The following is a 12,270-nucleotide window of genomic DNA, read 5'->3' on the forward strand; positions in this document are numbered from 1 at the left end:
CTCCTCCTTGCGAAAAACTTTACCGGGATTTCGTCCTTAGCGCCAAGGGCAATTCGGCGGTGATGAGCGCGCCGACGAGGATCACGGTCCAGGAAAGATACAGCCAGAGCAGAAAGATCGGGATTGCCGAGAAAGCCCCGTAGATCAGCGTATAGGTCGGCAGCTTGACGATGTAGAGGGCAAACAGCCGCTGCATGCCAACGAAGGCGAGTGCCGTCAGCGCACCGGCGAATGCGGCATGCGAGCGCGCCACCGGCCGGTTGGGCAAGGCCCAGTAGATGAGCCCGAGCAATACGGCGAGAAACACCAGCGGCACGATTTGGGAAAAAGCCAGCCGCAGCCAGCGCGGCTCATCGACCCAGCCGAAGGAAACCGTCGCCAGATAAGTGATGCTCGCCAGCGCACTGCCGAATGCCAGCGGGCCGAGCAACAACGTCAACAGGTGCAGCCCAAGTCGCTTGAGCAAGGGCCGTGGCTTGCTCACCTTCCAGATCGCGGCAAAGCTGCGCTCGATGGTCAGCATCTGCAGCAGGGCTGTTGCCGCCAGTGTCGTCAGTCCGATCCAGGTCACGCGATTGGCGCGCTGGGCGAATTCCCCCAGGTATGCGGCGATCACCTTGCCGGCTTTTTCGGGCAGCAGCGTAGAGAGCAGGAATTGTTCGAGCGCGCGGGTGAGCTTGATGCCGAAGGGCAACATTTCGATCAGCGAGGCACCGACCACGACCATCGGCACCAGACCGAGCAGCGTCGCAAACGACAGCGCCGCTGCCGTCTGGGCGTAATGCTCGGCGTTGAAACGCTTGACGACGTTGATCAGCAGGCGAACGGGGATGAGCACCATATAATGCGATGATTGTAATAAAGGGGCACCATTCATGGCCGCTTCGTGCCGTCCTGCCAGCGCCGAGTTTCGCCGTCTCCATCGTCTGACCCTGATCGCCAGCGCCAGCCTGATCGCATTGATCGCGCTTTGCCTTGCCTGGGAGCTGTGGCTCGCCCCATTGCGCCCCGGCGGTTCCTGGCTTGCGCTGAAGGCGCTGCCGTTGCTGCTGCCGCTGTTCGGCATCTTGCACGGCCGGCGGCGCAGCTACCAGGCAGCGAGTCTGCTGATCCTGGCCTATTTGCTGGAGGGGGTAACGCGGCTGCTGACCGATGGCGGGGCAAGCCGCGCCCTGGCTGCCGCCGAGACGCTGCTTGCCGCCACGTTTTTCGCCACGGTGCTGGCCTTTGCACGCCTGACGGCAGTTTCCCGAGCCCCAGCCGCCATCACAGCTGCGGATTGAGACGCTCGGCCCTGGCGTGAAGCTTGTTGAGGGCGTTCAGATAGGCTTTCGCCGACGCGACGATGATGTCGGTATCCGCCCCCTGGCCATTGACGATGCGGCCTTCCTTCGCCAAGCGCACGGTCACCTCACCCTGGGCATCGGTGCCGGTGGTGATCGCATTCACCGAATAGAGCAGCAGCTCGGCGCCGCTATTTGCCACCGATTCGATCGCGCGGAAGGTGGCATCCACCGGCCCGCTGCCGGTCGCCTGGGCGTGCTGCTCGATCCCGCCGACGGAAAGTGTCAGCTCGGCCAGTGGCTGTTCACCGGTTTCGGAATGGAAACGGAAGGAAACCAGCTTGTAATGCTCGACCTCCGGCGTGACCATCTCGTCGGAGACGATCGCGTGCAGATCTTCGTCGAAGATCTCGCGCTTCTTGTCGGCGAGCTCCTTGAAACGCGCGAATGCGGCATTCAGCGCCTCCTCGCTGTCGAGCTGGATGCCGAGTTCGGCGAGCTTGGTGCGGAAGGCGTTGCGTCCCGACAGCTTGCCAAGCGAGATGCGGTTGGCATGCCAGCCGACGTCCTCGGCGCGCATGATCTCGTAAGTTTCGCGGTGCTTGAGTACGCCGTCCTGATGGATGCCCGATTCATGCGCGAAGGCATTCGCGCCAACGATGGCCTTGTTCGGCTGCACGACATAGCCGGTGATCTGCGAGACGAGACGCGAAGCGGCGACGATCTGCGTCGTGTCGATGCGCGTTTCGACCGGGAACAGGTCCTTGCGCGTTTTCACCGCCATCACCACCTCTTCGAGCGCGGCATTGCCGGCACGCTCACCCAGCCCGTTGAGCGTGCATTCGACTTGGCGTGCGCCGTTTTGCACCGCGGCGAGCGAATTGGCAACGGCCAAGCCCAGGTCATTATGGCAGTGCGTCGACCAGATCACCTTGTCGGCATCCGGCACATTCTCGATCAGCGCGCGCATGCGTGCGCCCCATTCGGCCGGGATACTGTAGCCGACGGTGTCCGGAACGTTGATGGTCTTGGCGCCGGCCTTGATCACCGCGTCGAAAACGCGACATAGAAAATCGAAGTCCGAACGCACCGCATCCTCGGCGGAGAATTCGACGTCATCGGTGTACTCGCGCGCCCACTTGACGGCCTGCACCGCCGCCGCGACGACCTCGTCGGGCTTCATACGCAGCTTCTTCTCCATGTGGATCGGCGAAGTGGCGATGAAGGTGTGGATGCGCCCGCGCGCAGCCGGCCGGATCGCTTCGCCGGCGCGGCGCACGTCTTTTTCGTTGGCACGCGCCAACGAGCAGACCGTCGACTCCTTGATCGCTTCGGCGATCGCGTGGATCGCCTCGAAATCCCCGGGGCTCGCCGCCGCGAAACCCGCTTCGATGACATCGACACGCATCCGTTCCAATTGGCGGGCGATGCGCAGTTTCTCCTCGCGCGTCATCGCTGCGCCCGGGCTCTGCTCGCCGTCGCGCAAGGTGGTATCGAAAATGATCAGCTGTGGTTTGCTCATTGCATTCTCCGCAGGAATGTCCGACGTTCATGACGACCCGCCGCCCTGACGGCGCGGGTAGCGAAATTCGAATTGTGGGGAAAGGAATGTTCAGCGCCCGCGGCGCAGCAGCGGGCGCAGCTTGGTGGCGAGCGACGCACTCACCGCCGCCAAGGCGGTCAGCGTGAGGAGGGCGGAAGCCAAATCAAACGTCGTCGCGGTCATGGCGCAACTATAACAAACTATTCGCCCGGCGCAAGTTTTTTGCGCCTAGCGAACCAATCGACCGCGGCGATGACGTAGCCGGACAATGCATAGGCCAGAAACAGCGCGAATAGTACGCCCGGCGGGTAACTCGAAACCAGTGCGAAACCGAGCGCCACGGCGACGACGATGATGAACGGCACGCTCCTGCGCAGATTGATGTTCTTGCCCGAGTAGTAGCGCAGGTTCGTCACCATCGTGACGCCGGCAAAAATGGTCAGGGCACAGGCATACCAACGCGCCTCCTGGCCACTCCAATCATTGTCGATCAGCACCCAGACCAGCCCTGCCACCAGCGCCGCGGCCGCCGGGCTCGGCAGGCCCTGGAACCAGCGTTTGTCGACGACTTCGAGGTTGGTGTTGAAGCGCGCCAGGCGCAATGCCGCGCCGACGCAGTAGATGAAGGCAGCGATCCAGCCCAGCTTGCCGAGGTCTTTGAGCGCCCATTCATACACCACCAATGCCGGCGCAGCACCGAAGGAGACCATGTCGGAAAGCGAATCGTATTCGGCCCCGAAAGCGCTTTGCGTGTGCGTCAGCCGGGCGACGCGGCCATCGAGACCATCGAAGACCATGGCGACGAAGATCGCCACCGCGGCGATCTCGAACTTGCCGTTCATCGCCTGGACGATCGCATAGAAACCGGAAAATAGCGCCGCAGTGGTGAACAGGTTCGGCAGAATGTAGATTCCGCGCCGGCGCAGTTCCGGATTGAACATGGTTTTGCGGGGACGGCGAAAATCGGGCATGGGCGCGCAACGGCTGGGTAGATGCGCTCAATTGTAACCGCGCGCCGCTTGCGAAGAGGGATTACGGGAGAAGGGCAAGGATCGTCGTCGTGGCGCGGACCTTTTCGCCCACGACGACTTTCACCTGCACCCCCTTCGGCAAATAGAGATCGACGCGCGAGCCGAAGCGGATGAAGCCGTAGCGCTGGCCGCGCACGAGTTTGTCGCCCGGTTCGACGTAACAGAGGATGCGCCGTGCGATCAGGCCGGCCACCTGCACGCAGGTGATGTCCTGGCCATCGAGGCTGCGCAGATGCAGGGCATTGCGCTCGTTTTCCGTCGAGGCCTTGTCGAGATCGGCATTCAAAAACTTGCCCGGGTGATACCAGCGGTTCACGACTTCGCCATCGATCGGACTGCGATTCGAATGGACGTTGAAGACATTCATGAACACGCTGACCTTCAGCGCCTCGCGGCGAAGCCACGGGTCCGTCACCGGCTCGATCGCGACGATGCGACCATCGGCCGGAGACAGCACGCTCTTCGCATCGCCAGGCACCGCGCGCGGCGGATCGCGGAAGAACTGCAAGACGAACAGCGCGACCAGCCAGAACGGCACGGACCAGACGAACGGCGCGCCACCGAAGGTCACCAGCAACGCCAAAGCGATGGCCGCGCCAAGGAAGGGCCAGCCTTCCCTGGCGATGATGGGGTGCGGATAGTGCTGCACTTAGTTCTTGGACTTATCCACCAGGGCCCTGGCCTTGATCCACGGCATCATGTCACGCAACTGCGCCCCCACCTGCTCGATCGGATGCGCAGCGATGAGTCGACGGCGTGCGGTCATTGCCGGATAGCCGGTCTTGCCTTCGAGGATGAACTGCTTGGCATAATCGCCATTCTGGATGTTGCGCAGCGCTTCCTTCATCGCCGCGCGCGCCTCGGGACCGATGACCTTCGGGCCGGTGACATACTCGCCGAATTCGGCATTGTTCGAGATCGAGTAGTTCATGTTGGCGATGCCGCCTTCGAAGATCAGATCGACGATCAGTTTCACTTCGTGCAGGCACTCGAAGTAGGCCATTTCGGGTGCATACCCGGCTTCGGTGAGCGTCTCGAAGCCGGCCTTGATCAGCTCGACCAGCCCCCCGCACAGCACCGCCTGCTCGCCGAACAGGTCGGTCTCGGTCTCTTCGCGGAAGGTGGTCTCGATCACACCGCCCTTGGTGCCGCCGTTGGCCGCGGCATAGGAGAGCGCGATGTCCTTCGCCTTGCCGCTCTTGTCCTGATACACCGCGATCAACGAGGGCACGCCGCCGCCGCGCAGGTATTCGGAACGCACCGTGTGGCCGGGCCCTTTCGGGGCGATCATGATCACGTCGATGTCATCGCGCGGCACGACCTGGTTGTAGTGGATGTTGAAACCGTGGGCGAAAGCAAGCGCGGCACCTTTCTTCAGGTTCGGCTCGACGTCGGCGTAATAGACGGACGGAATGGTCTCGTCGGGCAGCAGCATCATGACGACGTCGGCGCCCTTCACCGCTTTGGCGATCTCCTCGACCTTGAGCCCCGCCTTCTCGGCCTTGGCCCAGGAGGCGCCGCCCTTGCGCAAGCCGACCGTGACCTTGACGCCGGAGTCCTTGAGGTTCTGTGCATGGGCATGGCCTTGCGAGCCGTAGCCGACGATCGTGACCTTCTTGCCCTTGATCAGGGAGAGGTCGGCATCCTTGTCGTAATAGACTTTCATGGCTTTTCCTTTAACGTGAAATATGGAGCAATAAGTGTGCCAGCACTGGCTTCCTCGACTGTAGTCGAGCTTCGCGGCGAAGCCGCGCACGAAGTCTCCCCTCCCGCGAGGGAGGGGCTGGGGGAGGGCGGGCGTTTATTTTTGCGCATGGGGTTTTCATGCCTTCGCGGGTGGGTGTGGCGACCATGCGCGTTTGACGAGTTCAGACTTTGAGAATGCGGTCGCCACGGCCGATGCCGCAAACACCGGTGCGCACGGTTTCGAGGATCAACGAGCGGTCGATGGCGTTGAGGAAGGCATCGAGCTTGGCGCCGTCGCCGGTGAGCTCGATGACATAGGAAGATTCGGTGACGTCGATGATATGGCCGCGGAAGATATCGGCGACGCGCTTCATCTCTTCGCGGTCCTTGCCGGTGGCACGCACCTTGACGAGCATCAGCTCGCGTTCGATGTGCGGCGCCTCGGACAGATCGACCACCTTGACGACGTCGATCAGCTTGTTGAGCTGCTTGGTGATCTGTTCGATGATGTCGTCGGAACCAATGCTGACGATGGTCATGCGTGACAGCGATGGATCCTCGGTCGGCGCGACGGTCAGCGAATCGATGTTGTAGCCGCGTGCCGAGAACAGGCCGGAGACGCGCGACAGGGCCCCGGATTCGTTTTCGATCAGGATGGAGATGATATGGCGCATCTTTCACAGCTCCTCGGCCAGGATCATTTCGGACAACCCCTTGCCGGCCGCGACCATCGGGAACACGTTGGCGGTCTTGTCGGTCAGGAAGTCGAGGAACACCAGCTGGTTCTTGTGCTTGACGAAGGCTTCCTTGAGCGCCGGTTCGACGTCGGCCGGCTTGGTGATGCGCAGGCCGACATGGCCATAGGCCTCGGCGAGCTTGACGAAGTCCGGCAGCGCATCGACATAGGATTCGGCATAGCGGTTGCCGTGGAACATCTGCTGCCACTGGCGCACCATGCCGAGATAACCGTTGTTGAGGCAGAGGATCTTGATCGGCAGATGGAACTGCTTGCAGGTCGACAGCTCCTGGATGTTCATCTGGATCGAGCCTTCGCCGGTGATGCAGGCGACGGTGGCCTCAGGGTTGGCGAAACGCACGCCCATCGCCGCCGGCAGGCCGAAACCCATCGTGCCCAAGCCGCCGGAATTGATCCAGCGCCGTGGCTTGTCGAATTTGTAATACTGCGCCGCCCACATCTGATGCTGGCCGACATCGGAAGTGACGAAGGCATCGCCGCCGGTCACCTCGTAGAGTTTCTCGACGACGTATTGCGGCATGATCAAATCATTGCCCATCTTGTATTTGAGGCAGTGCTTGCCGCGCCAGGCTTCGATTTGTTTCCACCAGGCGGCGAGATGCTTGGCATCGGGCTTGCCTTCGCTGGCTTCCAGCTGGCGGATGATCTCGTCGATCACGTCCGGCACGTTGCCGACGATCGGCACATCGACCTTGACGCGCTTCGAGATCGACGACGGATCGATATCGACGTGGATGATCTTGCGCGGGTTGCGCGCGAAATGCTCCGGATTGCCGATCACGCGATCATCGAAGCGTGCGCCGATCGCCAGCAGCACATCGCATTCCTGCATCGCCATGTTGGCTTCATAGGTGCCGTGCATGCCCAGCATGCCGAGGAACTGACGGTCGGTGGCCGGATAACCGCCCAGCCCCATCAGCGTCTGGGTGATCGGGAAACCGAGCATGTGGGTGAGTTTGGTCAGCTTCTCGGCGGCGTTCGAGAGGATCACCCCGCCGCCGGTGTAGATCATCGGCCGCTTCGCCTCCAGCAACAACTGGACCGCCTTCTTGATCTGACCGGTATGCCCCTTCACCACCGGGTTGTAGGAGCGCATCGAGACGGTCTTCGGATAGTGGAACTCGGTCTTCTGGATCGTGATGTCCTTTGGGATGTCGACCAGCACCGGGCCGGGACGGCCGCTCTTGGCGAGATAGAAGGCCTTCTTGATCGTGGCGGCGAGATCCTTGACGTCTTTGACGAGGAAATTGTGTTTGACGCACGGGCGGGTGATGCCCACCGTATCCGCTTCCTGAAACGCATCCTGACCGATGTAGGCAGTCGGCACCTGCCCGGTGAGGATCACCAGCGGGATCGAATCCATATAGGCCGTGGCGATGCCGGTCACGGCATTGGTCACGCCAGGACCGGAAGTGACCAGACAAACTCCCACCTTGTCAGACGAACGGGAATAGCCATCGGCAGCATGCACGGCCGCCTGCTCGTGGCGCACCAGCACGTGCTTGACCTGATCCTGCTTGAACAGTTCGTCGTAAATGAACAACACCGAGCCGCCAGGGTAGCCGAACACGTAGTCGACCTTTTCTTCCTGGAGGCACCTGATTAGAATCTCAGCGCCTGTCAATTGCATTTTCTTCGTTCCATCGTTGTCGGGCAATGCGTCCGAAACGCGCAACGATACTTGACAGCAATAGGCGTGGTCAAGGCTTCCCGGGCCGCCACATTCATTTTTCCAGTCACGATTCGGCTTCATCTTTGGCTTCCCGCGCCGAGCTCTCCAACTTTCTCGCCAGCGTCGAACGCCGGGCCTACAAGCAGGCGCTGTTCGCCGTGCGCGACGAGGAGGTGGCGCTCGACATCGTCCAGGACTGCATGATGCGCATCGCGGAAAAATACGGCGATCGACCGGTCGAAGAATTGCCGCCACTTTTCCAGCGCATCCTGCAAAATGCGATCCGCGACCATTACCGGCGCAGCCGTACCCATGCGGACCGGTTCACTTCGCTGTCGGCGTTCGAGGGCGATGAAGAAAATCCCGCAGATGCGCTGGAGACCCTGGAAACCGACGCGGATGCCAACCCCTTTGCCGGGCCGCTCGATGCACTGCTCCAAACGGAAACCCTGAATCTGGTGGAGGAAGCCTTGCAAAACCTGCCGCCCCGTCAACGTGAAGCCTTCCTGCTGCGTTATTGGGAAGGATTGGACATCGCCGAGACCGCTGCCGTCATGGGATGCACGGAAGGCAGCGTCAAAACCCATTGTTCGCGCGCCACCCATGCCTTGGCGGCTGCGTTACAGGCCAAAGGAATCAGACCATGAACCAGGAAGAACTGTTTGCCCGCCAAGTTTGTCGTGTCCTCGACCGTGAGACGCAGAATCTCGACCACGAGATCGTCGAGCGTCTGCGCGCCGCCCGCGAGCGCGCCTTGCAGCGTCAACGCGTCCTCGTCCCCAAGACCGTGCTGGTCGGCGCTGACGGCACGGCGCTCATGGATGGCAATGAGGGGAGGCACCCGCTGCGCATTTGGCTCGCGATGCTCGCGCTGTTGATCGGCGTCGGCCTGGCCTATGTCTGGAACGGCTACAACCAGGCCAGCGAAAACGAGGAAATCGATAGCGCCCTGCTCGCCGACGACCTGCCGCCCCACGCTTACCTGGACAAAGGCTTTCAGGCATGGCTCGAACAAGATTCGGCCTCCGGGGACTGATCCGGCTGCTTCTGGTGGTCGGTCTTCTGGCCGGCGGCGGCGTCCATGCCGCGTTACCCCGTTTCGAACAGCCCGAATGGTTCCAGCTCACCCCCGAGCAGCGCGCGATCCTCGCTCCCCTGGCAAAGGAATGGGGGGAAATGGACGCCTTTCGCCGCAAAAAATGGATCGGCATCGCTCAGCGTTTCCCGTCCATGTCGCCCGCCGAGCAGGAAAGCATCCAGCGTAACATGCGCGAATGGGCACGTCTTGCCCCCGAAGAACGTCGCATCGCCCGGGAGAAATACAAATCCCTGCTGCGTATCGACCCGGAGGAACGCGAGGCGATCAAACAGAAATGGCAGGAGTATTCGGCGCTCAGCGAACAGGAGAAGGAAGCTCTGCGCCACAAAGTGCCGGCCGCTCCCAAGGTCAAGACGCCCAAAAAACCGCCTGCATCGGCGCCGAAACCACAGGCGCGCGTCGCCACGCCGCGCGTCGCCGCACCCAACTCGCCGATTTCACCGATCAAGCCGCCCAAGAATCCGCTGCGGCCCAACGCCACCACGCCGTTGCAGCCCGTACCGAAGCCGCCGGCCGAGGACACCGGTTTGGCGACCACCCCACCCGATGGCGCAGCGGTCGACAGCGAAGTCAGCGAGTGAACACAGCCTCACCATCTCCGTTCGCGCTCGCCAGCCTGCGGCGCCGCTTGGCCAGCTTGTTTTACGAAACCCTGCTGCTCGCCGGCGCGCTGCTCGTCGCCTTCTTGTTGCCGCAGATCATTCTCGGCATGGCCTTCGGCATCGTCGCGCCGGGGCTGTTCCTGATTGCCCACCTCGTCCTTGTCGTCGCTACCTATTTCCTCTGGCAATGGCGGCATGGCGGCCAGACACTGGCAATGAAGACCTGGCGGCTGCGCCTGGTCGGCATCGACGGCGCTGCGCCCTCCTTGGGCCAGCTGTTGCTGCGTCAGATCCTGAGCTGGCCCAGCGTGCTGTTTTACGGCGCGGGACTGCTGTGGGCGTTTTTCGACCGTGACCGGCAATTCCTGCACGATCGGCTGGCGGGCACGCGCATCATCTTCGTTCCACCCACCACAGCAGCGCCGCCGCCGCCAGCAGGAACATGACGCTCGGCGCCACCGCGGCGACCCAGGGCGTCCAGTGATTGATGATGCCCAGGTGCGAAAACAGACCATTGAGCATGTAAAAGACGATGCCCAGCATCACCCCGGCGAACACCTTCGCGCTCACAGCCACGGTCCGCTCGTGGATGTACGCGAACGGCACGGCGAGCGCCATCATCACCAGCGCGGCCAGGGGATAGACCAGCTTCTTCCACAGCGCGATCTCATAGCGTTCGGTTTTTTGCCGGTTCTCGCTCAAATGGCGGATGTACTGGTAGAGATTGACGAGCGACATACGATCCGCCTGGACGAGCAGCACGGCGAGAATATCGGGGTTGAGCGCGGATTGCCAATCAACCGTGGGCTGCCGCACCACGCTGGCTTTCTCGTCCTCGAAGAGGGTCTGTGCGACATTGTCCAGACGCCACTGCCCCGAAGGCAGATAGCTGCCCTCCTCGGCCTCGCTGATCGAGCGCAGGCGAAATTCGTCATCGAAGGAATAGATGCGGATGCCGCGCAGACGGATATCCGGCAATACCTCGCGGACATTGATGAACGAACGGCCATCCTTGACCCACAGCCCGGAACGGAAGGCCTGGCCCACCACGCTGCTCTTGGCGGTCAATTGCAGTTGCCGGGCCATACGCTCGGTCTGTGGGGCGACGATCTCACCTAGCAACAGCGTCAGGACGACGAAGAGGCTGCCGATCTTCGCCAGCGTCAGCAACAGCTCGCCGGTCGCCAAACCCGAAGCCCTCAGGACGGTGATTTCCGAATGATGCGCCAACAAGGTCAGGCCGTAGAGCGTACCGATCAGCACCGCGATCGGCAGGATCTCGTAGGCCCGCCCCGGCAGGCTCAGCGTGACGAAGGCGAGCGCGTGATGGAGCTCGTAGCCGCCCTTGCCGACCGACTCCAGCTCGTGGATCAGATCGAAAAAGGCGAACAGGGCGAGGAATGCCGCCATTACCAACAGTACATCGCCGTAGATCTCGCGGGCCAGATGGCGCTCATAGACCTGCATTTCATCCTCGCAGCAAACGCCAGGGCGAAAACACCGCCAGACGCTTCCAGAACAATACGATCAACAGGATGAGCATCAGTAGATGCACGGCCCAGGCACCGAGTGCGAAGGAAATGCGCCCTTGCGCCACCCAGGCCTGACTGACCGAGAGCAGATTGTTGTAAATCATGAAGGTCAGCAAGGCGAAGATCAGGTTGTTCGTGCGCCCGGCGCGGGGATTGACGAAAGAAAGCGGAATCGCCAGCAAGGCCAGCACCAGCGCCGACAGAGGTTGGCCGATCCGCCACACCAGCTCGCCCAGGTTGGCGGCGCTGGGCTCCTTAAGCAGCGCCCAGGTCGACAGGCTCCTGGCCGATTTCTCGCTGTGGCCCGTATCTTCCGCGGCCTCGATGCGCAATGCATAGCGGTCGAAGGCCATCAGGCGATATTCCGCTTGCCCGGCGGTGCCTTCATAGCGCCGGCCACGGGTGAGGACGATGAACTTGTCGCCGTTTGCCGCGACCTCGACATGTCCCTGCGCAGCCGCCACGACGCCCTGCCGACCGTGCTGCACCGAACTGATGAAGATATTCCTGACCTGATCCGGCTGACCGTCGGTCTCCGGAACCGATTCGACGAAAAATACCCGGTCGCCGCGTGCCGATTCGTTGAACGCCCCCGGCGTGACCCGCGCCAGATCATCGCGCCGATCCATGCGTTGCATGAATTCAGAGCGCTTTGCGATCGCCCAGGGGGCCAACAATAGCGCCAGCACGGCGATCACCAGCACCACCGGCAAAGCGAAACGCAGCACCGGTCTTGCCCAAGCCGTCAGCGGCAGGCCGGCAGAAAACCAGATCACCATTTCCGAATCGCGATAAGCCCTCGACAGGGTGAGCAAAATCGACACGAACAGCGTCAACGACAGCACCACCGGAAGGTATTGCAGCGCGCCGAAACCGAGCAGCGCAGCGACGGCCTCGGAGGCAGTCGCACCCGTTGCGGCGGCTTTGAGCAGACGGATCAGCTGGACGGAGAGAAGGATGGCGAAAAGGGCGACGAATACCGCGCTGGCGGTTTGCGCAAGCTCGCGTTGGGCGGCGCGCCGGAAGATCATCGCGCCGTCACTTTCCAATGGCTGCGGCAAGCGC

14 protein-coding genes are annotated in these 12,270 nt (G+C 62.1%); 5 read left to right on the plus strand and 9 right to left on the minus strand.

Annotation, left to right across the window (positions count from 1 at the left end):
• Nucleotides 1-19 precede the first annotated feature (19 nt).
• Entirely contained in the window at nt 20-841 is an 822-nt protein-coding gene (locus EL335_RS10705; RefSeq protein ID WP_172600085.1) for a YihY family inner membrane protein, read from the minus strand.
• Nucleotides 842-875: 34 nt separating this feature from the next.
• Between EL335_RS10705 and EL335_RS10710 the strand changes: the two genes are divergently transcribed.
• Nucleotides 876-1,283 (plus strand): DUF2069 domain-containing protein, encoded by a 408-nt coding sequence (locus EL335_RS10710; protein ID WP_126446779.1) that lies wholly within the window; start codon nt 876-878, stop codon nt 1,281-1,283.
• On the opposite strand, the gene EL335_RS10715 is transcribed toward EL335_RS10710, so the two are convergent.
• The 6 genes from EL335_RS10715 to EL335_RS10740 all read right to left on the minus strand — a co-directional run bounded on the left by EL335_RS10715 (nt 1,267) and on the right by EL335_RS10740 (nt 8,053).
• Nucleotides 1,267-2,805, minus strand: a complete 1,539-nt coding sequence (locus EL335_RS10715; RefSeq protein WP_126446781.1) for a 2-isopropylmalate synthase — start codon at nt 2,803-2,805, stop codon at nt 1,267-1,269. The genes EL335_RS10710 and EL335_RS10715 overlap by 17 nt on opposite strands.
• Nucleotides 2,806-3,026: 221 nt before the next feature.
• Entirely contained in the window at nt 3,027-3,797 is a 771-nt protein-coding gene (gene pssA / locus EL335_RS10720; protein ID WP_126446783.1) for a CDP-diacylglycerol--serine O-phosphatidyltransferase, read from the minus strand.
• 61 nt (nt 3,798-3,858) lie between these two features.
• The gene (locus tag EL335_RS10725; RefSeq protein WP_126446784.1) at nt 3,859-4,506 is read right to left on the minus strand and encodes a phosphatidylserine decarboxylase; all 648 of its coding nucleotides are present in this window, start codon (nt 4,504-4,506) and stop codon (nt 3,859-3,861) included.
• On the minus strand, nt 4,507-5,523 hold the full coding sequence (ilvC, locus tag EL335_RS10730; protein WP_126446786.1) for a ketol-acid reductoisomerase: 1,017 nt from the start codon (nt 5,521-5,523) through the stop codon (nt 4,507-4,509).
• Nucleotides 5,524-5,725: 202 nt separating this feature from the next.
• Entirely contained in the window at nt 5,726-6,217 is a 492-nt protein-coding gene (ilvN, locus tag EL335_RS10735) for an acetolactate synthase small subunit (RefSeq protein ID WP_126446788.1), read from the minus strand.
• A 3-nt stretch (nt 6,218-6,220) separates the two neighbouring features.
• A complete protein-coding gene (locus tag EL335_RS10740) occupies nt 6,221-8,053 on the minus strand; it encodes an acetolactate synthase 3 catalytic subunit (protein ID WP_284155340.1) in 1,833 nt (610 codons plus the stop codon).
• Between the two features lie 2 nt (nt 8,054-8,055).
• Here EL335_RS10740 and EL335_RS10745 point away from each other — a divergent pair, with 2 nt between their 5' ends.
• The 4 genes from EL335_RS10745 to EL335_RS14360 are packed head-to-tail and all read left to right on the plus strand — an operon-like array spanning nt 8,056 to nt 10,119.
• Nucleotides 8,056-8,619: an RNA polymerase sigma factor gene (locus tag EL335_RS10745; RefSeq protein ID WP_126446793.1), complete on the plus strand. Its 564-nt coding sequence runs from the start codon at nt 8,056-8,058 to the stop codon at nt 8,617-8,619.
• Entirely contained in the window at nt 8,616-9,008 is a 393-nt protein-coding gene (locus EL335_RS10750; RefSeq protein WP_172600086.1) for a DUF3619 family protein, read from the plus strand. The genes EL335_RS10745 and EL335_RS10750 overlap by 4 nt, the downstream gene beginning before the upstream one ends.
• Nucleotides 8,975-9,652: a DUF3106 domain-containing protein gene (locus tag EL335_RS10755; RefSeq protein WP_126446797.1), complete on the plus strand. Its 678-nt coding sequence runs from the start codon at nt 8,975-8,977 to the stop codon at nt 9,650-9,652. Before EL335_RS10750 ends, EL335_RS10755 begins: the two co-directional genes overlap by 34 nt.
• A complete protein-coding gene (locus tag EL335_RS14360; protein ID WP_172599971.1) occupies nt 9,649-10,119 on the plus strand; it encodes an RDD family protein in 471 nt (156 codons plus the stop codon). Before EL335_RS10755 ends, EL335_RS14360 begins: the two co-directional genes overlap by 4 nt.
• Here the strand turns inward: EL335_RS14360 and lptG are convergent.
• Both lptG and lptF read right to left on the minus strand, forming a co-directional pair.
• The gene (lptG, locus tag EL335_RS10765) at nt 10,067-11,140 is read right to left on the minus strand and encodes an LPS export ABC transporter permease LptG (protein ID WP_126446801.1); all 1,074 of its coding nucleotides are present in this window, start codon (nt 11,138-11,140) and stop codon (nt 10,067-10,069) included. The two genes, EL335_RS14360 and lptG, sit on opposite strands and share 53 nt — an antisense overlap.
• Before the next feature lies 1 nt (nt 11,141).
• Complete coding sequence (lptF, locus tag EL335_RS10770) at nt 11,142-12,236, minus strand: LPS export ABC transporter permease LptF (RefSeq protein ID WP_126446803.1); 1,095 nt, start codon at nt 12,234-12,236, stop codon at nt 11,142-11,144.
• Between the last annotated feature and the right edge of the window lie 34 nt (nt 12,237-12,270).

The organism is Sulfuricystis multivorans, from assembly GCF_003966565.1.
In the GTDB taxonomy this organism is placed as follows: domain Bacteria; phylum Pseudomonadota; class Gammaproteobacteria; order Burkholderiales; family Rhodocyclaceae; genus Sulfuricystis; species Sulfuricystis multivorans.